At 43.5% G+C, this 23,725-nt stretch carries 20 protein-coding genes and 2 tRNA genes; 3 read left to right on the top strand and 19 right to left on the bottom strand.

Features of this window, described 5'->3' with window-relative positions; genetic code table 11:
* Window positions 1–3: 3 nt before the first annotated feature.
* The 7 genes from DXD11_RS02630 to thyA form a co-directional block, all read right to left on the bottom strand.
* A complete protein-coding gene (locus DXD11_RS02630) occupies window positions 4–996 on the bottom strand; it encodes a rod shape-determining protein (protein WP_117548903.1) in 993 nt (330 codons plus the stop codon).
* Between the two features lie 112 nt (window positions 997–1,108).
* Window positions 1,109–4,618 (bottom strand): hypothetical protein, encoded by a 3,510-nt coding sequence (locus tag DXD11_RS02625; RefSeq protein WP_242992600.1) that lies wholly within the window; start codon window positions 4,616–4,618, stop codon window positions 1,109–1,111.
* Between the two features lie 80 nt (window positions 4,619–4,698).
* Window positions 4,699–7,035 (bottom strand): tetratricopeptide repeat protein, encoded by a 2,337-nt coding sequence (locus DXD11_RS02620; RefSeq protein ID WP_117548902.1) that lies wholly within the window; start codon window positions 7,033–7,035, stop codon window positions 4,699–4,701.
* Window positions 7,036–7,072: 37 nt separating this feature from the next.
* Window positions 7,073–8,074 (bottom strand): rhomboid family intramembrane serine protease, encoded by a 1,002-nt coding sequence (locus tag DXD11_RS02615; protein WP_118016563.1) that lies wholly within the window; start codon window positions 8,072–8,074, stop codon window positions 7,073–7,075.
* A gap of 15 nt (window positions 8,075–8,089) precedes the next feature.
* Window positions 8,090–9,199 (bottom strand): heavy metal-binding domain-containing protein, encoded by a 1,110-nt coding sequence (locus tag DXD11_RS02610; RefSeq protein ID WP_117548900.1) that lies wholly within the window; start codon window positions 9,197–9,199, stop codon window positions 8,090–8,092.
* Between the two features lie 121 nt (window positions 9,200–9,320).
* Window positions 9,321–9,821, bottom strand: coding sequence for a dihydrofolate reductase (locus DXD11_RS02605; RefSeq protein ID WP_117548899.1), 501 nt, complete (start codon window positions 9,819–9,821; stop codon window positions 9,321–9,323).
* Window positions 9,822–9,863: 42 nt separating this feature from the next.
* On the bottom strand, window positions 9,864–10,694 hold the full coding sequence (gene thyA / locus DXD11_RS02600; RefSeq protein ID WP_118016565.1) for a thymidylate synthase: 831 nt from the start codon (window positions 10,692–10,694) through the stop codon (window positions 9,864–9,866).
* A gap of 156 nt (window positions 10,695–10,850) precedes the next feature.
* Here thyA and DXD11_RS02595 point away from each other — a divergent pair, with 156 nt between their 5' ends.
* Together DXD11_RS02595 and DXD11_RS02590 are read left to right on the top strand one after the other, a co-directional pair.
* Window positions 10,851–11,252: a helix-turn-helix domain-containing protein gene (locus DXD11_RS02595; protein WP_117548897.1), complete on the top strand. Its 402-nt coding sequence runs from the start codon at window positions 10,851–10,853 to the stop codon at window positions 11,250–11,252.
* Window positions 11,253–11,312: 60 nt separating this feature from the next.
* The gene (locus DXD11_RS02590) at window positions 11,313–11,756 is read left to right on the top strand and encodes a helix-turn-helix domain-containing protein (RefSeq protein WP_117548896.1); all 444 of its coding nucleotides are present in this window, start codon (window positions 11,313–11,315) and stop codon (window positions 11,754–11,756) included.
* Window positions 11,757–11,761: 5 nt separating this feature from the next.
* Here the strand turns inward: DXD11_RS02590 and DXD11_RS02585 are convergent, their stop codons facing one another.
* The 5 genes from DXD11_RS02585 to DXD11_RS02565 form a co-directional block, all read right to left on the bottom strand.
* A complete protein-coding gene (locus tag DXD11_RS02585; RefSeq protein WP_118757719.1) occupies window positions 11,762–12,640 on the bottom strand; it encodes a TIGR01212 family radical SAM protein in 879 nt (292 codons plus the stop codon).
* Between the two features lie 27 nt (window positions 12,641–12,667).
* On the bottom strand, window positions 12,668–14,314 hold the full coding sequence (locus DXD11_RS02580; RefSeq protein ID WP_118757718.1) for a putative manganese-dependent inorganic diphosphatase: 1,647 nt from the start codon (window positions 14,312–14,314) through the stop codon (window positions 12,668–12,670).
* Between the two features lie 169 nt (window positions 14,315–14,483).
* Window positions 14,484–17,690: a carbamoyl-phosphate synthase large subunit gene (carB, locus tag DXD11_RS02575; protein ID WP_117548893.1), complete on the bottom strand. Its 3,207-nt coding sequence runs from the start codon at window positions 17,688–17,690 to the stop codon at window positions 14,484–14,486.
* The gene (locus DXD11_RS02570) at window positions 17,690–18,763 is read right to left on the bottom strand and encodes a carbamoyl phosphate synthase small subunit (RefSeq protein WP_022216387.1); all 1,074 of its coding nucleotides are present in this window, start codon (window positions 18,761–18,763) and stop codon (window positions 17,690–17,692) included. Before DXD11_RS02570 ends, carB begins: the two co-directional genes overlap by 1 nt.
* Window positions 18,764–18,955: 192 nt before the next feature.
* Entirely contained in the window at window positions 18,956–19,615 is a 660-nt protein-coding gene (locus DXD11_RS02565) for an epoxyqueuosine reductase QueH (RefSeq protein WP_082418038.1), read from the bottom strand.
* A 163-nt stretch (window positions 19,616–19,778) separates the two neighbouring features.
* On the opposite strand from DXD11_RS02565, the gene DXD11_RS02560 reads away from it, so the two are divergent.
* Complete coding sequence (locus DXD11_RS02560) at window positions 19,779–20,009, top strand: hypothetical protein (protein ID WP_118757717.1); 231 nt, start codon at window positions 19,779–19,781, stop codon at window positions 20,007–20,009.
* A 98-nt stretch (window positions 20,010–20,107) separates the two neighbouring features.
* On the opposite strand, the gene DXD11_RS02555 is transcribed toward DXD11_RS02560, so the two are convergent.
* The 7 genes from DXD11_RS02555 to DXD11_RS02525 all read right to left on the bottom strand — a co-directional run bounded on the left by DXD11_RS02555 (window position 20,108) and on the right by DXD11_RS02525 (window position 23,671).
* Window positions 20,108–20,524, bottom strand: a complete 417-nt coding sequence (locus DXD11_RS02555) for a putative ABC transporter permease (protein WP_022216384.1) — start codon at window positions 20,522–20,524, stop codon at window positions 20,108–20,110.
* Between the two features lie 55 nt (window positions 20,525–20,579).
* Window positions 20,580–21,101 (bottom strand): DUF6106 family protein, encoded by a 522-nt coding sequence (locus DXD11_RS02550; RefSeq protein ID WP_117874186.1) that lies wholly within the window; start codon window positions 21,099–21,101, stop codon window positions 20,580–20,582.
* Between the two features lie 67 nt (window positions 21,102–21,168).
* The gene (ispF, locus tag DXD11_RS02545) at window positions 21,169–21,723 is read right to left on the bottom strand and encodes a 2-C-methyl-D-erythritol 2,4-cyclodiphosphate synthase (RefSeq protein WP_118757716.1); all 555 of its coding nucleotides are present in this window, start codon (window positions 21,721–21,723) and stop codon (window positions 21,169–21,171) included.
* 59 nt (window positions 21,724–21,782) lie between these two features.
* Window positions 21,783–21,856: transfer RNA gene (locus DXD11_RS02540), tRNA-Met, on the bottom strand.
* A 12-nt stretch (window positions 21,857–21,868) separates the two neighbouring features.
* Window positions 21,869–21,941 (bottom strand) — tRNA-Val (locus tag DXD11_RS02535).
* 91 nt (window positions 21,942–22,032) lie between these two features.
* Complete coding sequence (locus DXD11_RS02530; RefSeq protein WP_117548890.1) at window positions 22,033–22,566, bottom strand: DUF1700 domain-containing protein; 534 nt, start codon at window positions 22,564–22,566, stop codon at window positions 22,033–22,035.
* A 37-nt stretch (window positions 22,567–22,603) separates the two neighbouring features.
* On the bottom strand, window positions 22,604–23,671 hold the full coding sequence (locus DXD11_RS02525; RefSeq protein ID WP_242859624.1) for a transglutaminase domain-containing protein: 1,068 nt from the start codon (window positions 23,669–23,671) through the stop codon (window positions 22,604–22,606).
* Between the last annotated feature and the right edge of the window lie 54 nt (window positions 23,672–23,725).

Genomic DNA, 23,725 nt, shown 5'->3' with positions numbered 1-23,725 from the left:
CATTTAATCTTCTTTCTTATCGCTGAGGTTGACAGACATACCAGCGCCGAGAGCCACTGCCTCAAGTGCTTTTTCCGATACATATGCCTCTATCCCTGTGCGCTCTTTGATTATTCTGTCCATTCCGTATATAAGACTTCCTCCTCCGGTAAGCACAATGCCCGATACCGCAATGTCAGCCACCAGCTCCGGCGGTGCAGTCTCAAGAACATTGTGTATTGCTCCAAGAATATGCTCTGTAGTCTCCTCAAATGCATCCACTGTTTCATTCGCAGTTATTGTTACAGCCTTTGGAAGTCCCTTGATAAGATCACGGCCCTTGATCACATACTCAATATCTTCATCACGCTTTACGACTGAGCCAACAGCGATCTTCGCATTCTCCGCTGTCTGATAACCTATAAGCAGGTTGTATTTTCTTCTGGCATACTTGATGAGTGCATTATTATAGTCATCTCCGGCGTATTTTATGGAGCTGCTCTCCACTGCACCACCAAGGGATACGACCGCAATATCCGTGGTTCCACCGCCTATGTCAACCACCATATTACCCTTTGCCTCATAGATATCTACATTTGCTCCTACAGCAGCAGCCAAAGGTTCCTCCATGACATACACATTCTTGGCACCGGTCTTGTACACTGCTTCCTCAACAGCTCTTCTCTGCACCTCGGTAACACCGCTTGGAACACACACGCATATCCTTGGTCTTCCAACTCCCGAACGTTTCTCCATTGCGCTTCTGATAAATGCCTTGAGCATTATCTCCGCTATTGTATAATCAGATATAACTCCCTTATTGAGAGGTCTGACGACCTCTATATTCTCCGGAGTCTTTCCTATCATTTTCTTGGCTTTTGTTCCTATTGCTATTACTTTTTTTGTAGATACTTCATATGCGACAACAGACGGCTGGTTTACAACAATTCCCTTACCTCTTACGCTGATCAATACATTTGACGTTCCTAAATCTACTCCAATATCAGTTGAAAGCATATAAATTCTCCTTTATCACAACAAAATAATACCAGTGCTATAACACAGATATTATAAGCACTGGTATTGTTTTTTTCAACAAAATTCTACAACGGTATATCCGTCACAAAACTTATTTTATCTCTTTTTTAAGAATCTTCTTGTCGATAGGATCTCTGGTCTCAGCAGCCTTCATGGCATCATCCATAGCACCGAGAAGTCTGTCGATATTTCCTGACTCCATCGCCATCAAAGCATTCTTTATAGCTGTATCTGCTCCACTCTCAAGCTTGAAACCCTTCTCATCAGCGTAGCACTCTGCCACATTGATCATTCCGCTCTCATTGATCTGGTCAAAGTATACTCTGTTGTTGAACGATCTTGCCTGAGTCATATTTGCTGCAAGCATATTGCTGAGAGCTGTCTTCTCTCCTGTGAGGATGATCTTAATATCATTCTTCTCAGGTGAACACATATCAACCATCTCTTTGAATCTCTCAGGTGTTATAAGTCCTGCGCTCTCAATGATAAGACATCCGCCCTTGAGCTTGCCAACTGCTCCTGCAAGCTTACCGCTGTTTATAACCTTTGCCTTAACCTTTGCCTTTGCCTCAGACTTGCAGATTCCCATATCATAATAGAACTTTGCAAAATCCTCACCGACCATGGTAAGTCCAAATCCGTGCTGTCCAAGAATAACAACATTCTTAGATCTCTTAGGATCTACCTTGAGAGTCTGGAGAACGTTAACGATCTGTGCACCAGCAGGCTCGACTCCGAGATACTTGTAGAGGTACTTTGCCTCCTTAGGCAGTGATTTACGTCTCGCAGCAACAGCCTCACTTACTGAAGCAGCCATAGTTGCTTCTTCATCTTGTGTGATAACCTGTGCAGCTTCCTCAACCTTGCCTTCCTTCAGAAGCTCTTCCTGCTTCTTGTACTCTTCCTCACGCTTTATAGCCTTTTCAAGTACCTTTGCAGCAGCAGTAGCCTTGCTTCTTATATCCTCGAGCTGTTTCTTGACATCAGCCTCGACCTTGTCTATTGCTGAGAGATCTTTCTTCTTCTTCTCCTCAGCCTCGGCCTTTGCCTGATCAGCAGCCTCTTTTCTTGCAACAATGCGCTCAGCCTGTTTTGTCTTGAGCTCAGCGATCTTGTTCTTTAACTCTTCTTCTTTCTTCTTTGCATCATCGAGAAGCTTCTTAGCATCAGCTTCAGCCTTTGTCTTCATATCTGAGGCTTCCTTCTCAGCCTTCATAGCTGTAGTCTGAACCTTCTCGAGCTCACTTGCCTCTGCCGTAGCATACTTCTCTTCCTCAGCAGCAAGGAACGCCTCATGCTTGGTCTCTCTATCTTTTCCTTCTGCCGTAAGCTTATCTGTCTTTTCCTTGGCAGCAGCTTCCGCATTCTGGATCTCAACCTCTTCTGCGATCTTAGCCTCTTCGACTACCTGCTCTGCTTCCTCGGCAGCAGCCTCTGCCTTTGCCAGAAGATCCTCAGCCTCAACAAGAGACTTCTTAGCTGAATCGAGAGCTTCCTTAGCCTCTGCCTTCGCAGCCTTGAATGAGTCATTCTCCTTCTTTGCAGCGGCAACATCCTCACTGATCTTCTTGTTGTCGTTCTCAGCAGATGTAATCTGATCAGCAGCCTTCTTTATGAACTCCTCGCTGTCTGAAATCTTCTTCTGAACCTCTTCCTTGGCCTTCTTTGCTGCCTCAAGAGCCTTTGCAGCCTCCTCCTCAGCCTTCTCTGCCTTCTTCAGTTCTTCCTTCTGTATTGCAAGCTTTGTGTTTGCATCATTTCTGCTGTTCTTTGCATTCTTAACAGCCTTCTCTGACTCCTCAAGCTTCTTCTGGAGCTCATCAAGAGTCTTCTGTGACTGACTCTCCATCTCAGTGGTATTCTTAAGATTAGCATCAGCCTCTTCCTCAGCCTTCTTAGACTCGCTGAATATTGCACCAGCCTTTGTCTTGTCTGCCTCGGCAGTCTTCATGATCTTGGATGCTCTTGCTTCCTCATCTGTGCGCTTCTTCTTGGCTGACTCTATAGACTTCTTCTTGTCTGCATCTATGTCTGCCAGCTTCTTCTTATCTGCATCCACAGCCTTGTTGTACTCAGCGACACCCTTATCCACATTGGTCTTCTTAGTGTCGGCAAGTGCCTTTATAGCCTTGTCAGCAGCAGCCTGAGCCTCATTGATCATATTGTTCTTATATGTATCAGGATCGCTCTCCTTGAGGATTCTGTCTGACTCTTTCTTAGCAGATTCATTTGTATCTGCTATCTCTTTCTTGAGCTTTGCAATATTTGCATCAAGCTCTTTCTCCTCGCGCTCAAGCAGCTCAGCGTCGTTCTTCTTCTTTGCCTCAGCCTCCTGTGCCATCTTTGCATCATAGTTCTGTTTCTTGGCAGCAAATTCTTCAAGCTGCTTTTCGAGATCCTTCTCTGTCTTCTCGCATTCCTCGATGGTCTTCTTCGAGGTCTCAGCATGCTTCTTTGCCTCTTCAGCGTTCTTTCTGGCATCGTCGATTGCCTGCTGCTTCTTTGCCTCAGCCTCAGCCTTAGCCTTTTCAGCGGCAGCCTTCTTTCTTGCCTCTTCTGCCTCTTTGCGCTTCTTCTCCTCTTCAGCCTTACGCTTAGCCTCTTCCTCGGCCTTCTTCTTAGCTTCTTCCTCAGCCTTCTTCTTGGCTTCCTCCTCAGCTTTCTTCTTGGCCTCCTCTTCAGCCTTCTTCTTGGCTATCTCCTCAGGGCTCTCCTCGTCTATATTGGACAGGTTCTTTATTCCTGCTCCAAGGAAATCGTCATCATCGTCGTCATCATCGTCAAAATCATACAATGACTCTCCAGCCGCAGCCTGCTTGTTTCTATCTGGGAGAATGCTGAACAGATCTCCGTTCGCATCACTGCCTCCCTTAGGTGACTTAACTTTATTCACCTTTGCATTCTTATCAGTTACCCACTCAAGTGTCTCTTCATCCTCAGCATTTTCATCATCATCAGTGAGAACAATATTGCTTCCACCTGTTGACTTAACTGTGCCTTCAGTTCCGGCACCGAACTTAAATCCGCCGCCAAGACCGCCTTCTGTTTTAGGTGTTTTACCAAGACCGCCGCCAAGACCGCCTGATCCAAGGCCTCCCTCTGTCTTAGGTGTACTTCCGAGTCCGCCACCAAGGCCGCCTCCGAGTCCGCCAAGACCACCTTCACCTAATCCGCCGCCAAGGCCGCCTCCGAGACCACCGCCCGACATATCATCAGCGATACCTCCAAGGTTAAGACTGAGCTTAGGTGCAGCTCCCTCTGGTTTTTTATCTTCTTTTTTATCTTCAGGCTTCAGTCCCTCTCCCTCTTTTGGAACGTCTTCCTGTTTTTCATCCTCAGTTGAAGTTTCCGGTTCATCCTCATGAACAATTCCAAGAGCCTCTTCTCTCTTACGGCGTTTCTTAGCCTCGATTCGTTCTAACTCCTCCTTGGACAAAGTTTTGTGTTGGCTTTTAGCAGTCTCAGCATCTTTCTTCTTGCTGCCACTCTTAAGAAGTTCTTCCTCTTCTTCTCTCTTTTTCTTGGCAGCTTCTGCAGCTCTTTCCTTTTCAAGCTGTGCCTTGATCGCCGCAATCATTGCTTCTGTCTGATCTACAGCCAATTCCCTCGCCTCCTTCCGTTTGTTCAAATAAAAAAGCAATACACTATATGTATGATCATGCTACTTTATTTCTTCTTTGATCAGCCCTTCAATCTGAACGGCTTTTTCTTCGGTTGCTCTGGTTCAGCGTCAACCATTTCCTGCTGTGAGGATGCCTGCTCATCCGTCTTCTCCTCGTCGGGAGCTGCCACAGCCTCCTCTTTATCTTCATCATCAAAATTCAATATAGAATTGAACTCCGTGTTGAATTTAATTCCAAGTCTTGCAAGGAGTCTGTCTGTTTCACCGATAAGATCCTCCTCTTTCTTAAGACTTTCCGATATCTTGGCTTCATCAGCCTCTATCTCTGCATTTATATCTTTCTCTGCCGACAGATCATACAGAGCTGCATTCTCTGTGTTGTAGTCAGGGAACAGACTGCTCTTAAACACCGGGAAGCCATTATTCTTTGGCTTTTCCGGTTCTGTCTCCATCGCAATTTTCTCTTCTGACTTATCCTCTGCTTCCATTATGAATTCCTCTTCGACCTCTGATTCAGCTTCAGCCTCAGTTTCTTCGATCTCCAGTTCAGCCTCAGCTTCAAATTCTTCCACCTCTGGTTCGACTTCCACTGGAACTTCTTCCATCTCAGATTCCTCAGATTCCGCATCGATTGTAAATTCTTCTAACTCTGGCTCAGCTTCAGTCTCAAATTCATCTTCAATCTCCGCTTCGGCATCGATCGTGAATTCTTCCTCAACCTCCGGCTCTGCCTCGACTGTGAATTCTTCCTCAGCCTCTGGCTCTGCCTCGATCGTGAATTCTGCGCCAACCTCAAGTTCTTTTTCGAATTCAGGCTCAGAATCTGAATCTACCTCGAATTCTTCTTCGATCTCCGGTTCGATCTCAACTGAGACTTCATCAACTTCCGGTTCATTCTGCTCTACACCCGGCTCAACAGCAGTTTCTTCCACATCATTCTGAGACTCCGCATCTTCCATCAGATCCTCGAGATTCTCATCGTCAACCTCGAACTCCTCAAGAGATTCAAAGGCTTTATCAAAATCAAACGTTTCTGATTCAACCGGTTCATCAGGCAAAGTCTCCGGCTCTGCATCCGCCTCAAATCCATCCTCAAAGTCTCCCTCGAACTCAGAATCAAAGGTCTCCACAACAGTATCGTCTTCAGAATCGCAATCTGACGCACTGTCAGATACGTCATCAAAATCGTCACCATCAACCTCAACCATGACTACTTCCTCCGGCTCTTCTTCGATAACATAATTATCTTCCTCCACCGGTTCGGAATCCTCATACTCATTGTCGTTATCTTTGTTATACACCGCTGCATCCTCAGGAGTCAGCTCTCCGCTTATCTCGGTCATATCCTGTGACTTTCCCTCAGGAGCTTTCTCACTGTCACTGCTCATCGCCTTGAGCTCAGGTTTTGCCTTATTCCCGGCATCATCAGCGGTATCGGAAATAACTTCCTCGAGCAGTTGTTCCTTGTCAAGATTCTCGTTCTTCAGAGATTCCATCTCCTGCTCGACAAGCTCTTCCTCTTTCCTTGACATCAATCCAAATAAACCTCTGGATTTCTTCTTCGGCTCAGAATTCTCTTCTTCCTGACGAGCTTCCTTTTTCTGCTCTTTTTTATCCTTCGATCTAATCCACATCTGCTTGAATTTCATGGAACTCGTCACAGGTGCGTCATCCTCGACCATGATCATGATCTTAGCATCCTTTGGATGCATTCTCAGATCGTCTTCTTCCAATATCTTATTTTCATTTGCTCTTGTATCTGCCTGCTCAGGATCATCATCCGGCATCTCCGTGTCAGGATAACAATAGATCATGGATTCAAGATCCACATCGCCGCCCATGAGCTTGTCCAGCATATACAAATGTGAAGAGTTCTTGTAATGCGCTCTGAATTCAACACAGGCGCTGTCAAACTTCTCCCTGTTTCTTATGTACGCATGAAGCAGAAGCATCTCAAAATCCCACTCTTCATCCGTCTCAACATCATTCGCCGACACCAGTATGCTGTAAAGTTCATTCACGGGCTTCCTGTGTGCCTTGGCTATCATATATTCAAGTCTGTATGTACCTGCATCCTTATTGGCCTGATTAAATGTATATATCTCAAAATAATGCTCTGCAAGCTGTGTAAATCCCATGGATAAATACAGTTTTATCAAAGAATATATTATCTTGTTACCAGCCGGAGCCATGGCATGTGCCTTGACAAGCGCCGCTCTGGCCTCAGGATATCTTTTGTTCTCGTAATACACCTCGCCGCATATTCTAATAAATTGTGGACTAAGTGACTTCGACAGATCCTGATGTTCAAGTATATCGAGAGCGAGACTGTAATCGCCATTGTCTGCAAGTTCCTTTATTTTGTTTACACTTGACATACTGATTCCAGTACTCATAACCCAGCCTCCCACTTTTTATCATCGTATTATTTTATCATAAACGGCTATTCTTTACAACCTTTTGATTGGTCAGCAAAAGGACTATCCCGGCCACTATCCCAGCCGCAAATCCCGCCACATGGGCAACATTATCAATACCTTCTGACATCTTTCCGTTAACCAGTGTCAGAATAAATAATATAAGCATATTAATAAGTGACAGATCCTTCACCCGGCCCTTATTGTAAAATGCTATGACAACCAGCACTCCCAGAAGACCAAATATCGCTCCGGATGCACCAGCCGAGTAAGCATATGTATTATTATAAAAACAATCTATGTATGATGCAAATGACGCAGTAAGACCCGTGGCAATATAAACTATGACATAATTGAATCTGCCTATTATATTCTCAACCCTCGCACCGAGTGCGATCAAAATTACCATATTTCCAACCAGATGTGCTATTCCAAAATGTGTAAACATTGATGTCAGGAATCTGTAATATTGTCCTTTTTCTGATATCGCAAGCACTTCCACAGCCAGTTCCGTAGGTTGATAAACAAAGATACATGCAACGTACACCAGAATATTTAACAACAGTAATATCGGTGTTACAACACCGAAGATTCTTATCAGATTGTGCTGGGATCTGCGGTTATCCACCACCGTTTTTTTATCGATCACATCATAGAGTGAGTCAAAGTCAGTGGGCTGATTCTCAAATATATACAGCTTTCCGTAATCCTCCGTGAACAGCCAGACATTGTCCAGTTCTTCAACTATCTTTTTTGTCATATCATCAAACATTCCGTTTGGAGTGATGAGTATATTGAGAAGATTGACTTTTCTATGCGAATCCGAAGAAACGTCAAGCAATATTTTATTATTGAACTTTTTCAGAGTCTCAGAATCAAGATTATGATTACTGCCTATAACAACAATATATACGGCATCGCTGTCTGCTCTGCCGTATACGTTGTTACTTTCCGGATTGAGTTGTCTGTAACCCTTCTCCTTAAGATTTTTTATTATCTGTACCATGTACTGTTGCATATCGTCTTATAATCCTTATAATCCAAGGAAGAGATTCTCAACTTTCTCAATAACAGAGTCCTTCATGGATCCTCTGCTCTTCTCGTAATTAAGACCGGACTCCATGATCTCAAGAAGCTGCATTCTCATTCCTGTATCAATGTCCTTGATGTACTTCATGAGTACATCCTTGATCTCTATTACATACTCTTTTGTCTTCATCTCTTCAAGCATAGGCTCGTAGTTGAATGTGATAGAGTTCTTCATCTCATCCTGCTTTCTTCCACAGATCACACATTCCTCTGCGCCGCCTTCGTTTACGTGTCCACAGTTACATGTCCACACAAGTCCATCTGACTTGTAGTTTGCTACTGCATCAATTCCCTTTTTAAGCTTGAGTGCCTTAAACTTAACGTCAGACATCTCAATTTCGATAGAATCTGCATCTATCTCGTATACTCCGCTGGCCTTGACATACTTCTTGATGTATACCTTGACGGAGGATATCATCTTTATATACTTATCCGGAAGCTTACACTCCACATAATCCGACTTGAGGAGCTTGAGGTTGGTCTTATCAAATGTAAAATCAACATCCGGCAGTGTTATATTGTCACCATAGATATTGGTGAACTGAAGCTCTGCCTTAAGCGCCTTTATATCGTCGTTATTGTAGTTGTTGAACCACACGGAAATCTTTGTTCCCTTGCCCTCTGATGCAAGTACAACCTTTGATGCCCTTGGCACGAGCAGGTCGTAATAGTTTCTTACATAAATCTCATTTCTGATGAAGCTGCTCTTGTCAAATTCTGACTTGTACTGCTCCTTTATGTTTACCAGAGTTCCACTGGCAACAACAGCAGTCACGTTGTTGGTGTATTCCTCAACACCCGTTCTGAATCCAACTACAGCATTATACTTCGTCTCACGAACCATATCTGTGAAATTATTGATTGTTTCATTGAGGATCTCATCGATCTTCTCCTGATAGATATCTCTTCTGTCCGTGGCAATATCCGCAATAGATGTTCCGAAATCCTTCAAAAAGTTGGAATTAAGTATCGTCTGTGTGAACTTGTATGTTCCATAGTCAACGATATCATATCCCTCAAAGCTTGTTCCCGATGTAATTAATACTTCCTTCATTAGCGCACCTCCCAAATATAAAAAAATTGTATCACAATAATCTTCATTTAACAAATGTTTTTTGTGAATTTTCAATCAAAAAAAGGTGCTTTTTTGTGAATATTATAAAAATTATTATAATTTATTTCTTCACATCACTATTTTTATATGTGACAAATGTAAAATTCACCTCTGACACATCCTCACCCGGTCTCTCATCCGTCACATTCCAGTTGTCCATTTTGTCGAGATCCGAAATAAATGCATCAGCCTCAAATTCTCTGTCTATTTTGGTGATAACCGCCTCATCACAATATGGTATGAGCTCATCGTAGATAGTCTGTCCGCCTATGACAAAAATGTCATCCGTGTTATACTTTGCCAGCTCTGCAAACAGTTCGTCCATCGAGTGGACAACCACCGCATCCTCAACTGTATATTCAGGATTTCTGCTGAGAATTATATTTGACCTTCCCTTGAGCGGTCTTCCACCCGGAAACTCCTCCAGAGTCTTCCTCCCTAGAACAACGACATGCCCCATCGTGGTCTGTCTGAAATTCCTCTGATCCTCCGATATCCTTATCAGTAATCTGCCTTTATTTCCAATAGCCCAATTCTTATCTACTGCTGCAATAAACTTCATATGTCCTCCATCTGTATACTTCCCGTCCCATGCTTCATAGTCTTATATCGCAATAGGAATATCCTTAATCTGTGGTCCCGTCTCATAGTCTTCTATTCTGAAATCATCCAGAGTAAAGTCATAGAAATCCTTAACATCAGGATTCATGTAGAACTTTGGAGCAGGATATGTAGGTCTTGTTATCAGCTCCTTGACTATCGGTATATGTCTGTCATATATGTGAGCATCCGCGATCACATGTACCAGTTCTCCCGGCTTAAATCCCGTGACCTGGGCAAGCATATGTACCAGAACCGCATACTGGACAACATTCCAGTTGTTGGCCGCAAGAACATCCTGGGATCTCTGATTCAATATAGCGTTGAGTCTGTCCCCAGTTACATTGAATGTCATGCTGTACGCACACGGATACAGGTTCATCTCACTCAAGTCCTGGTGAACATATATGTTAGTGAGCATTCTTCTGCTATATGGGTTATTCTTAAGGTCATATATCAGTCTGTCCACCTGATCCATCATACCCTCTTTGTATTTATGCTTTACACCAAGCTGATATCCATATGCTTTTCCTATGGAACCGTCGTCATCCGCCCAACTGTCCCATATATGGCTCTTGAGATCATGAACATTATTTGACTTTTTCTGCCAGATCCAGAGCAGCTCATCAATAGCCGACTTCACATACGTCTTTCTAAGTGTTATCGCAGGGAATTCCTTTGACAGATCATACCTGTTGACAACACCAAAGCGCTTTATGGTGTAGGCATATGTTCCATCTTCCCACTTTGGTCTGACCTTCTCCCCCTCCGTACTATATCCATTATCGATTATATCTTTACACATGTTTATAAAGAGATCATCTGCAAGACTCATTTGGGTAACCTCCGATTGTTTTTTCAGATAATTATATCATACTCTCCATCCCACATGTGATTAATTATTACATCAAATAACACTTTTTATTACATTTTGATTTACAACGGACTATTTTTGTGTACAATGCAAAAAAACATTCAAAGGAGGTGAAACATGAAACCACATTCATCCAATCCACTACCTGCCCTTCTCAGATACTTCAGACAGAAGGCAGGACTCACACAGCAGGATGTCGCAGCCGCGCTCTCTATTTCCAGATCCGGATATGCCAACTACGAGGAAGGGAGAAACATACCAAATATAGAACAGGCCATAAAACTGTCAGAGCTTCTCGACCACGATTTTCTATACGCATACACCCTGTCATCAAGATACATGCAGGGGCATCCAAAGCCATTGCAGATCGTCATGGAGGACAATTCATACATGACCGCCATAGAATCCAACCAGAGCACAGCAGACATGCTGGGCAATTACAGATCTCTAAACGACAGCGACCGCCAACTGATAGACACATTTGTGGCAAATCTAGCATCTAAAAATTCCAGACTGTAAATTCAGTATTATACCCACCAATTACAGTAAATATTATTTTCAAGGAGAAAACAGGAAAATATGAAAAAAAGAAAAGAACGCAACATTGATCCGTCGGTGTACGAAGACGATTCATCCGATCAGGATTTTAACTGTGCAGTGATAGGCGGCGCACTGAAGTCTCTAAGGCGCAGCCACGGAAAAAGGCAGCAGGAAATAGCCGCCATCTTGAAGGTGTCCGTCTCCGCCTACTCGCACTATGAATGCGGAGAGCGAATCCCGGATCTCATAAATCTTATCAGGATATCCAATTTATACAGTATTAATATGAGTCATCTGGTGCTGCTCACCTGCATCGATATAGCAAAGAAAAATAAAATGGACATCAGCGAAGTGTTCCTCGCCTACAGTCACGGCAGGACTCTTCCACCGGAAGCGACAGGAATACTGTCCGACTGTGATCAGCTTGACGACAACGGCAGGGAAAATCTCAGGCTGTTTTTAAAGTCTGCACTGAGCTGCTAGCAGACTCACAATTTCGAAATAATACGGTTCAAATCGTTTATAACTCTCTTCTTATCAGCACTCCACAGAGGCGCAACAAGAATATTCTTAGGCCCATCCCCGGTGAACCTGTGAACAACCATATCAGGAGGAAGCTCTTTAAGACAATCACACAAAATATCTGCGTATTCAGCAAATGTCAGTGCACGGAACACTCCTTCCTCATACATTTTTTCAAGAACAGTTCCCCTGAGGACATGAAGCAGTTGGAGCTTTATACCATTTGCGCCGCTTCGCACTATGTACCTTACCGTATCAATCATATCCTCCTTCGTCTCACCGGGCAGGCCTATTATCATATGAACTATAATGTGAACTCCCAGTTCTCTGAGTCTGTTCATCGTCTCATCATACACACTTATGTCATAACACCTGTTGATGAGCTGTGCTGTCCTGTCATTTGCTGTCTGGAGGCCAAGTTCTATCCACACAGGTTTAACAGCTATTATATCTTTTATCATATCTATGACCTCCGGGCCAAAGCAGTCCGGTCTGGAGGCTATCGATACAGCCGCAATGTCATTCCTTCTTGCAGCCGCCAGAAACTTTTCGCGCAAAACATCGACATCACCGTATGTATTTGTATATGACTGGAAATAAGCTATATATCTGTCGCATTTGCATTTGCCTGATATTCTCTTTTTTGCCAGTTCTATCTGTTCATCTATGCTCATGACTGCATCCTCAGAGAAATCTCCCGAGCCGCTGGCACTGCAAAAAATACAGCCACCTGTCCCGACTTTACCATCACGGTTGGGACAGGTGGTTCCTGCATTCAATGATATCTTATATAATTTCTCTCCAAATGTATCTCTTATATACGCATTTGTTGTATATATATCCATACTGTTACCTTCTATATACGATCCTGTCTATATCTGATGTGTCGCCTTTACAAGAGCAGGAACTATCTGTTTCTTTCTTGATACAACACCGGAAAGATATGCATAGCTATCCTCAAGCTGCACATCAAATGCTTTGCTGCACAGTTCCTGTGCATTCTCTCCCACGCATATGATACCTGAGCCCTCCTGAAGAATATTGGTCATTGCAAACAGGACCACATCACAGCCAGGCTCCATATATCCACCGAGGAATTCACGCATACCGTTTCTTATTCTGTCTATCTCTTTCTCATTGACGGAATTGATCTGTCCAACAGCAACAACCATATCTCCAATGTCGAATTTCTTGAAATCCTGATGAAGTATCTCATCCATGGTCTTGTCCTTGAGGTTGCTTCCCGCGTCGAACATCTCCATGGCAAATTCATATATGTCTATCTCTGCAAGCCTTGCAAGCTCCTTTGCAGCAGCCTCGTCTATGAATGTACACGTCGGAGACTTAAATGCCAGTGTATCGGAAAGTATCGCTGCGCAGAGCAGTCCGGCTATCGGCTTATCTATCTTGACATTCTGCTCTTTGTACATCTGATAGATGATCGTAGCAGTACATCCAAGTGGCTGATTTCTGAAATACACAGGATTCATGGTCTCTATATTCGCGATCCTGTGGTGGTCGATTATCTCGAGTATCTCGGCATTCTCCACGCCGTCAACAGACTGGGTTCTCTCATTGTGATCAACAAGTATGAGCTGTTTCTTTCTCGCATTGATGTAGTTACGCCTTGATACAAGTCCCTTGTAGTTGCCATAGCCGTCCGTAACCGGAAAGTATCTCACTCTGGTCTTTGCCATGGTCGTCTTAAGTGTATCTATATCGTCATCCTCATAGAATGTCATTATACGGTCTCTTATCATGAAGAATCCGATAGGCATGCTCTGTCCGATAAGTCTGGCAACAGCATAGGTGTCAGTCGGTGTTACGACAACCGCACATCCCTTGTTCTTAGCAAATTCCAGGACAACATCAGATATGCTGTTCACAAGACAGACTATGAGCATGCTCGCACCGCAGTTTATGGCCGCAAGCTGAGCCTCAACCCTGTCACTCACTATGACTATGTCATTTTCCTTGACATGTCTCTCGAGAATGTCGACCTGGGCAGCTCCCACGATCACTCTTCCATCCTTAACATATTCGTCGGCGTCACCGTACACAAGCTCGCCATTTATAGTATCTATTATGTGTGAGAACTTTGTACCAGCTATGAACAGGGAATTATCATCCTTCTCAAGCATATATGCCTCAGCGATATCTCCAACAGTTATGATTCCTTTTATCTTGCCGTTATTGACGACCGGAAGTGTCGTGGCGTCGTTATCCTGCATTATCTCAAATGCTCTCTTCATGGTGATGTCTCCCGACACACCATCAACTATTCTGTATGCTATATCCTTCACCTGTACATTTACATTGCTCACAAGTGCCGGCTCCTGCACACCAAAATAATCAAGGACAAACTGTGTCTCTTTATTTATATTTCCAGCTCTCTTTGGAATGTATTTGTTCTCATGCTGATTTTTCAGATGGGCGTACGCAATCGCTGAACATATAGAATCCGTATCCGGATTCTTATGTCCTATGACAAACACCTCATCTGTAGGAACATTATGCATATTTCACCTCTTATTTCTATCAATTATAATGTATTCATTTCTATGCCACGCAAGGAAGATGCCTTGTGACATCCCACATGCTAACAAGCATAAATTGAATGAGGCAAAATGACAACCCCTTTTAACGTTGTTTATCATTTTGCCCCATTTTTATCTGTTTAATCAGAACTTATATCTCGCTTATATCCACGAGTGAAAGCTTTGTGGTATCAGCGGTCTCAAGGCTTGTGAGCAGCGCATCGGCTGTATCAAGGCTTGTAAGACATGTAACACCTGTCTCAACTGCGTGACGTCTGATGATAAATCCATCCTTGCTTCTCTCAACACCCTGTGATGGAGTGTCGATGATCAGATCGATCTCATGGCTCAGTATCAGGTCAAGCAGATTTGGTGATGGCTCCTCAACCTTGTTGATGAGCTTTGCAGGAACACCATTCTCATTGAGAACTCTGCATGTGCTTCTTGTTGAATATATCTCATATCCAAGAGCAGCAAATCTCTTACCGATATTTATAGCATCCATCTTATCTGAGTCCTTGACTGTGAGGATCATCTTCTTGGTCTTTGGAAGATTGATTCCGGCTCCAAGGAATGCCTTGTACAGAGCCTCATTGTAGTTCTTGGATATACCAAGGCACTCTCCTGTTGACTTCATCTCAGGTCCAAGGCTTATCTCAGCGCCTCTGATCTTCTCAAATGAGAATACAGGCTTCTTGATCGCGAAATACTCTGACTCCGGCTGAAGACCAGGTGTGTAACCCATATCCTTGATCTTCTCACCTGTGATAACACGTGTTGCAAGATCTACGATAGGTATTCCTGTTACCTTGCTTATATATGGAACTGTACGGCTTGAACGAGGATTTACCTCTATTACATATACCTCATCATTGTATGCAATAAACTGTATATTTATAAGTCCGATTACGTGCAGGCTGTTTGCAAGCTTCTTGGTGTAATCAGCGATGACTCTCTTTGTCTTTGGTGAGAGTGTCTGTGCAGGATATACTGAGATACTGTCTCCTGAATGTATTCCGGCTCTCTCAACATGCTCCATGATACCAGGGATAAGTATGTCATCTCCGTCACATACAGCATCGACTTCGACCTCTTTACCCATGATGTACTTATCTACAAGTATTGGGTGCTCCTGGGTATGTCTGTTGATGATATCCATGAACTCTATGATATCCTTATCAGAGATCGCGATCTGCATTCCCTGTCCACCGAGAACGTATGAAGGTCTTACAAGTACCGGATAACCCAACTCATTTGCAGCCTCAAGCGCCTGCTCTCTTGTAAATACCGTCTTACCAGCAGGTCTTGGTATACAGCACTTCTCAAGGATCTCATCGAAGAGCTCTCTGTCCTCTGCTGCATCTACATTCTCTGCACTTGTTCCAAGGATTGGTACCCCCATCTCCATGAGTGCCTCTGTGAGCTTGATAGCGGTCTGTCCACCGAACTGTACAACAGCTCCATCCGGATGCTCCAGATTTACTATAGCCTCAACATCCTCCGCTGTAAGAGGCTCAAAGTAAAGCTTGTTTGCTATATCAAAGTCTGTACTGACTGTCTCAGGGTTGTTGTTGACGATGATTGTCTCGTAACCCTTTCTCTCAAATGCCCATGTGCTGTGAACTGAACAGTAATCGAACTCGATACCCTGTCCGATTCTGATCGGGCCTGAACCAAGTACCATTACTTTCTTCTTTGAATTGTCCTCAGCGACCTCGTTCTCCAGAGAATCAAAGCATGAATAGTAATATGGAGTCATGGCATCAAACTCTGCTGCACATGTATCAACCATCTTGAAGTGTGCTGTTACACCGTAGTCGTAACGCATCTGTCTGATCTCTTTCTCTGTCTTGCCTGTGAGTCTCGCGATAACCTTGTCAGGGAACTCAACTCTCTTGATCTCCTTCATTAGCTCCTTGGAGATATCTCCCTTGGACTCGATTATCTTTCTCTCAGCCTTAACAAGGTTGTGGATCTTGTCTATGAACCATCTGTCAATCTTGGTGATGTCATAGATCTGATCGTATGATATTCCACGTCTGATAGCCTCAGCTATGACATAGATACGTCTGTCATCAACATGTCCGAGAAGCTTTATAACCTCTTCGTCTGTCATATCCTTGTATCTGCTTGACCAGAGACTGTCTACATGCTGTTCCAGTGAACGGAGAGCCTTCATAAGTGCACCCTCAAAGTTTGTACAGATACTCATAACCTCACCGGTTGCCTTCATCTGTGTTGTCAGATCATGGTCAGCGGCGATGAATTTATCAAATGGAAGTCTAGGGATCTTGACAACCACGTAATCAAGTGCCGGCTCAAAGCTGGCATATGTCTTCTTTGTAATAGCGTTCTTGATCTCATCCAGGTTGTATCCAAGGGCTATCTTGGCAGATACCTTTGCAATAGGATATCCGGTTGCCTTTGATGCAAGTGCCGATGATCTTGAAACTCTTGGGTTTACCTCGATAACACAATACTCAAATGAATTAGGATTCAGAGCAAACTGAACGTTACATCCACCCTTGATGTTGAGCTCTGAGATAATGTTCAGTGCTGAACTTCTGAGCATCTGGTATTCCTTGTCTCCAAGTGTCTGCGACGGAGCTACAACTATAGAATCTCCTGTGTGAACTCCGACAGGATCAAGGTTCTCCATGTTACATACAGTTATACATGTACCATTTGCATCACGCATAACCTCGTACTCGATCTCCTTCCACCCTGCTATACATCTCTCAACGAGGACCTGCCCAACACGTGAAAGTCTGAGACCGTTCATGAGGATCTCCTTGAACTCTTCCTCATTGTTGGCTATACCACCACCTGAACCTCCAAGTGTATATGCAGGACGAAGAACGACAGGGTATCCTATCTTCTTGACAAAGTTAAGACCGCCCTGAACAGTTGTAACGACCTCTGAAGGTGCTACAGGCTCATGGATCTTCTCCATAGTCTTCTTGAACTCAAGTCTGTCCTCGGCCTTCTTGATGGTCGTTGATGATGTTCCTATGAGAAGCACGTCATGCTCTCTGAGGAAACCTGACTCATCAAGCTCCATGGCGATGTTGAGGGCTGCCTGACCGCCGAGTGTCGGCAGAAGGCTGTCCGGCTTCTCCTTCTCAATGATAGCCTTTACAACATCAACCGTAAGAGGCTCAATATATACCTTATCTGCTATATCCTTGTCCGTCATGATGGTTGCAGGGTTTGAGTTGATGAGGACAACGCACAGTCCCTCTTCCTTAAGAGAACGGCACGCCTGTGTTCCGGCGTAATCAAACTCAGCAGCCTGACCGATGACTATAGGACCTGATCCGATAACTACAACCTTTTTTATATTAGGATTCTTTGGCATTACTTTGACACCTCCATCATATTCATAAATGTATCAAACAGCGAATCTGTATCCAGCGGACCTGCACATGCCTCCGGATGGAACTGAACTGTCTGTGCATTCTTTCCAAGATAGTGAACTCCCTCTACTGTTCCGTCATTTACATTGACGAAGCTGACCTCTGCGATCTTTCTGTCGAGGCTGTCTTCCTTGACCATATATCCGTGATTCTGTGTTGAAATATATACCTTGCCGGTCTTCATATCTCTTACAGGATGGTTTGCACCTCTGTGTCCGTACTTCATCTTCTCTGTATCACCGCCGTTGGCAAGCGCCATGAGCTGATGTCCAAGACATATAGCAAAAATTGGAATATCTGTATCGAAAAGCTTCTTTACCTGAGCTATTGTGACCTTACACTCCTTTGGATCTCCAGGACCATTTGTAAGCATGATTCCGTCCGGAGCGTCTGCGATGATCTCCTCAGCAGGTGTCTCTGCAGGATATACAGTAACCTGACAACCTCTTGCAAGGAGGGACTTGACGATGTTCTTTTTAACACCGAGATCGATGACTGCAACCTTGAATCCGTCACCAGGATAGAATATTTTCTCCTTACATGTAACATCGAGAACAACATGTCCCATCTTCCATGCCTTAATACGCTTCATGCACTCATCAAAATCATAATTCTCATCAGTTGTGATCATACCTCTCATGGTACCATCTTTCCTGAGGATCTTGGTAAGTGTTCTGGTATCTATTCCTTCTATACCAGTTATATTATTCTCAACAAGAAATTCGTTTATGGTCATCTCGCTTCTGAAATTACTAGGAGTCTTGCAGAGCTCTCTAACAATGAATCCTGACTGCCAAGGTCTGCCAGCCTCCATATCCTCTCTGCATACACCGTAGTTGCCTATAAGCGGATATGTCATACATACTGACTGCCCTGCATATGATGGATCTGTAAGAATTTCCAGATAGCCGGTCATCGAAGTATTGAATACTATCTCACTGATTATCTCGTCAGTAGAGCCAATACTTTTACCTTCAAACACGTGTCCGTCTTCAAGTATCAAAAAAGCTTTCATAATCGTATTCCTTTCGTTTTTTCTATTTTTGCTCAAAAAAAAAGAGTGAAAACGGGGAAACGCTTGAGATAACCCACATTTATTGGCCTCTTTTTTTCTTAATTTAATAAATACTACCACATTTGACAAGGCGGTACAATATTTTTTTCGATATATTTTTTATTTTTGTGTTCACGACAAAAATCTTGTTTTTTATTCAATATTTTTATTAATTTTTTCATCTCTGAGCTCAGCAGCCCGTCTGCTGAATTCACATCCACAGAAATTCTGTCTGTATAATCCATATTCCTTTGACAGCTCTATCGAGTGCTTATATCCATTTTTCTTCTTGAAATCACTGAACAAATAATCTATGTCGTATTTCCTGCTCATCTCTGCACCTATCTCGTTCAGCCAGTCCGCATTCTTGTGGGGGCTTATCGACAATGTGGTCGTAAATACGTCATATTCATTTTTCTTCGCATGGATCGCGCTCTTCTCAAGTCTCAGCTTATAGCAGTCATAGCACCTGAGTCCTCTCTCAGGAAGATCCTCCCTGCCCTTAGCCATATCCAGAAACACCTGCGGCTCATGCTCCGCCAGTTCGACATCCACTCCTTCCACATATACTTCATGTACAAATCTGTCAAGCTCACGGAATCTTTTTATGTACTCATCGTAATCCGTTATATTTGGATTGTAAAAATAAGCTGTTATGTCAAAATGCTCCGCAAGAACCGACAGACAATGGCTGGAACATGGCGCACAACAGCAGTGCAGCAACAGTTTTTTTCTGCCGCATTGTGTATTTTCACTATCAAATTCAGCTATCTGTCTCTCCATCATTTGATAATAATTTGCATTTTGCATCATTGTTTCCTCCTTTTTTGTTGATTTTTCACACCACATTTTACAACATTCGATGATCTTTTGCACATTTGTGCATGTTTACTAGTTGACTTTGTTATATCTTTACAATATACTGTAGATAGTTACTAAAGCACGTTATGATCATTTATCAATGGAGGTGTAGATTATGACAGTTCAGCAGGCAATTAAAAAGTACAAGTTAGAGCCGCTCAGCGTCAGCGTTGCCAAGGTCAAAGCCAGGGAGCTCAACGTTGATGAAGTTCTTTACATGAATGTGCAGAAGAACAAATATGCGTATATCGTACGCGATTCACGTGGTATAATGTTGTACTCTGATGAGCGTAATCTTTATACTAAGCTTTATAAGGGTTTAAAGATTACTCCCCTTGAATCATAATATTTTCACACGGAATTTATTAAATATGCACACACATGGAATATGGGAAAAAGCTGTTACTCCACTCCCCTATGGAATCAAGAGCTTTTTCCCATATTTTATATTAATCTGTACTCAGGCCTTTCTTCATTATACATATGACACCGTATCTCATCATCCACATATATTATGATCAGCGACAGGAACATCCACAGGATAGAATAAGGCACACATATCTGCCCCGCAAGATTTAACGGCATATCAGAGTAATCCCACACGTTAAGTCCTAGTCTTATATTCACAACATACCCGGTCAGGAACTCCAGCTCAGATATTATCACAGAGGAAACCAGCATCTGCGCAAGTATCCCCATCTTCGGAAACATCTGGTTCAGTCCGCCGCACAAAAGCGTAGCAAGACCTCCACAAATTATCATGGAATAATGGGAATAATGCCTGGCCGATATCTCCAGGAAATAATATATCATCCCACCCGTCATAAATATAGTAAAGCACTTACACACAAAGACCCTCACAGCGACACCTCCTGTATATATACAGTTTAGTATCAACCGTGAGGGTCAATATTATTTATTCTTTATACTTTCCTCTGAAAAAGTTATTTACATGATCAATAGTTCTGTCTGAGAGCTCAAGCTTCACGAATTCAGCCTTGCCGTTCTTGTTGAGGACGAACACATACACACCATCCTGATTCTGCTTATTGCCGGATGTGAAATCCCTGGTCTTTATTGAGCTGTCCTGCTGAAGTTCATTGTCGAGGTAAATGCATCCCTCTTTCGCAATGAACTTTACATCGGCGTTGCTGAAGCTCATGATCTTTTTTCTGCTCTTCTTTGCAATGATCCTTGCGATGTCTATATCCTCATTCACCATTATATATTCATACTCCGTCTCTCTTCTGGAAACAAAAATACCAAATACAACAGCACCTGCAATCGCAACTAAGAATCCAATACTGCCAAAGCCCTGAACGAACATCGCTGCGCCAAGTCCGGCGATCATCAGCACGATTCCGGCAGCCATACCGCAGGTAACACCCGCAGGTGTCTTCGCCTTAACTATATGTTCTGCATAACCATCATTTAACATACCTTTTTTCTCCTTAAGTTCTTTAAAATTCTAAGCCCTTATATTCTAGCATACATGGGCTGTTTTGTCATCTTATTCCCGCTGGACATCCACCGCATCCGCCACAGCCTGCCGTTCTGACAGCTCCGGCATCATCTCCGGCGTAATTAAATGCCGACTCTATGAGGCACACCGCCTGGGAGCTTATTCCAAGTCCCCCTCCGGTAAACCCAAGCTTCTCCTCCGTTGTCGCCTTGATATTGACCTGATCCTTGTCTATACACAGGCAATTACAGATATTCTCCCTCATCTGATCAATGTACGGCGCCATCTTAGGGCTCTGGGCAATTACGGTCGCATCTATGTTCTCGATGATGTAGAGCTTCTCCTCGAGAAGTCTCTTCACTTCTGACAGGAGCTTCATGCTGTCCGCTCCCTTATACTTCTCATCAGTATCAGGGAAATGCTTTCCAATATCCCCCAACGCCGCAGCACCTAGAAGCGCATCCATTATCGCATGAAGAAGTACATCCGCATCGCTGTGTCCAAGGAGTCCTTTCTCATATGGAATCTCAACTCCTCCGATTATAAGTTTTCGTCCCTCAACTAGTCTGTGGACATCGTATCCCATTCCAACTCTCATGTGATATCCTCCTTATATGAATAAAAAAAAGACGGAATGTCTTCCGTCTCATCAAATAGTAGCGAGAGGGGGATTCGAACCCTCGACACTGCGGGTATGAACCGCATGCTCTAGCCAACTGAGCTATCTCGCCATGTCTTGTAAATGGGACCTATAGGGCTCGAACCTATGACCCTCTGCTTGTAAGGCAGATGCTCTCCCAGCTGAGCTAAGATCCCATATTACTTCGTGTCATCGCTGACACCTTTGTTAGTATACTCAAGTGACCATGTTTTGTCAACAACTTTTTTCACTTTTTTATTTTATTTTTTATCGGCCTCCACCAAACAGGTAAATAATGAGATTCACTATGAACAGAATGATGACAACAGGTATCACGATATACCACACTATCTTAAATCCCAGCCAGATAACTCCAAGCACTATACCTATAACAAGTGCAGCCACAAGAATGAGTATTATCGCTGTCAGCACCTTGCCTATCGGTGAACTGAAATCAAGCTTGCCATAAGCAAAGCTTGTATTGCCCTCGTCGTCCACATTTACATGCCAGCCCTTCTGACTGCTTCCGCTGGCTTTGCGGGTGTTGTAGCTGTCATCATACGAAGAGGATTCTGTATCATAATATCTTCCGCTTGCGCCCTGTCCCTCTGTGTCAATGATCGTCTTGGCGATCAGTCTTGCAGATCCCAGAGATGAACATATCTCCTCCTCTGACTTGCCTGCTTCTTTCTGCTTCTTAAAATAATCCTCATAATAATTTATCGTGTCATAATATGTCTGCGTTGAGACATTTCCATCAAGAGCTTTCTTCAGCTCATCCATAAACTCTCTTTTTCGCATATCGCACCTCCGCGCCATTATGTCAATTCTATTTTTATCACTTCATATTCAGATATACGACGACAACTTTGTAGCCGCCCATATCTTCCACCACATAATTTATAGACCTTATATTGCCATAATTGTACAGAAATGACAAGTCAAATGTTTCGTCATCTGTATATATAGCAGCTTCCAGCACATTACTGCCGCCCATCTGTATCCTTATGCCTTTTTTATACTCATCGAACGAATCATAGGTATAAAACCTCTTTTTATAGAAATTATACGCTGTGTCGGCACACTCTCTATAGAATTGCTTTTCCCATGAGTGAGTCAGTTCCAGTGTGCTGTCATCGACATTCACATAGGTGTGCTTCAGATAGCTGCCCATATCCGGCAGCGAGTCATCCCATGTCAGATCCACATTATACCATTCTCCGCCGAGCTCTATCTGATTCCATGCATGAAGTCCTTCCTCCGTGCTTCCGACTACTATGTCACATTTGACGCCCAGACAGGACATGATTATGAAGAACGCCTCAGCGTAGCCGTCGCACACGCTCTGGTGAAGCACCAGCGCTCCATATGCCGTATATGCATCATCATTATTGTCGGGATATCCATAGACACAGTTTTCCACTATATAATCGTGCACGGCGATCTCCTTGTCAAGGTCGCTCATGCCATCTGAAATGTTGTCATTTATAAAGCTGTCGATCACCTCATATATCTGCTTCGCCCTTATGTTGTCCTCCGGGATATCCGTTCCTTCTATATATTTTCTGACAGCATAATAATTATCCGACAGTTCATAGTTGAGCTGTATTGCCAGATATCTTCCCGTCTCGATTATTATCCTGTACGTATCCACTGAGCCGTATGCCGAATCTATATATTTGTTGATGTTGTGCACATCACTTTTCGCCACATTACTTACATAATACATGCCCGACTCGTCTCCGTCCTCCATATCCTGGACAACGGCCGCCCGGAACTCCACCAGGCCATCAAGCATCTGGCTGCTCTTGATCACATTGAAGAACAACCACCGCACTCCCACCATCATCAGCGAGAGAACAACTACAATACTTATAACTCCAAGAATCTTCTTTTTTGTACCCAAACTTCCTGTCAATCCTCCATCCCTGCTTTGCTGCGGTGATCCGCCTGTATATTT

It is taken from the genome of Coprococcus sp. TF11-13 (genome assembly GCF_003481085.1).
In the GTDB taxonomy this organism is placed as follows: Bacteria; Bacillota; Clostridia; order Lachnospirales; family Lachnospiraceae; genus Coprococcus; species Coprococcus aceti.
The sequence above is the reverse complement of the archived record's forward strand: the minus strand, read 5'-3'. Positions and strand labels throughout refer to the sequence as shown.

Bases quoted from the DNA above. Each gene is read 5' to 3' on its own strand.
- DXD11_RS02630 (WP_117548903.1), bottom strand. From the start codon at position 996: ATGCTTTCAACTGATATTGGAGTAGATTTAGGAACGTCAAATGTATTG.
- DXD11_RS02620 (WP_117548902.1), bottom strand. From the start codon at position 7,035: ATGAGTACTGGAATCAGTATGTCAAGTGTAAACAAAATAAAGGAACTT.
- DXD11_RS02615 (WP_118016563.1), bottom strand. From the start codon at position 8,074: ATGCAACAGTACATGGTACAGATAATAAAAAATCTTAAGGAGAAGGGT.
- DXD11_RS02610 (WP_117548900.1), bottom strand. From the start codon at position 9,199: ATGAAGGAAGTATTAATTACATCGGGAACAAGCTTTGAGGGATATGAT.
- DXD11_RS02605 (WP_117548899.1), bottom strand. From the start codon at position 9,821: ATGAAGTTTATTGCAGCAGTAGATAAGAATTGGGCTATTGGAAATAAA.
- thyA (WP_118016565.1), bottom strand. From the start codon at position 10,694: ATGAGTCTTGCAGATGATCTCTTTATAAACATGTGTAAAGATATAATC.
- DXD11_RS02595 (WP_117548897.1), top strand. From the start codon at position 10,851: ATGAAACCACATTCATCCAATCCACTACCTGCCCTTCTCAGATACTTC.
- DXD11_RS02590 (WP_117548896.1), top strand. From the start codon at position 11,313: ATGAAAAAAAGAAAAGAACGCAACATTGATCCGTCGGTGTACGAAGAC.
- DXD11_RS02585 (WP_118757719.1), bottom strand. From the start codon at position 12,640: ATGGATATATATACAACAAATGCGTATATAAGAGATACATTTGGAGAG.
- DXD11_RS02580 (WP_118757718.1), bottom strand. From the start codon at position 14,314: ATGCATAATGTTCCTACAGATGAGGTGTTTGTCATAGGACATAAGAAT.
- carB (WP_117548893.1), bottom strand. From the start codon at position 17,690: ATGCCAAAGAATCCTAATATAAAAAAGGTTGTAGTTATCGGATCAGGT.
- DXD11_RS02570 (WP_022216387.1), bottom strand. From the start codon at position 18,763: ATGAAAGCTTTTTTGATACTTGAAGACGGACACGTGTTTGAAGGTAAA.
- DXD11_RS02565 (WP_082418038.1), bottom strand. From the start codon at position 19,615: ATGATGCAAAATGCAAATTATTATCAAATGATGGAGAGACAGATAGCT.
- DXD11_RS02560 (WP_118757717.1), top strand. From the start codon at position 19,779: ATGACAGTTCAGCAGGCAATTAAAAAGTACAAGTTAGAGCCGCTCAGC.
- DXD11_RS02550 (WP_117874186.1), bottom strand. From the start codon at position 21,101: ATGTTAAATGATGGTTATGCAGAACATATAGTTAAGGCGAAGACACCT.
- ispF (WP_118757716.1), bottom strand. From the start codon at position 21,723: ATGAGAGTTGGAATGGGATACGATGTCCACAGACTAGTTGAGGGACGA.
- DXD11_RS02530 (WP_117548890.1), bottom strand. From the start codon at position 22,566: ATGCGAAAAAGAGAGTTTATGGATGAGCTGAAGAAAGCTCTTGATGGA.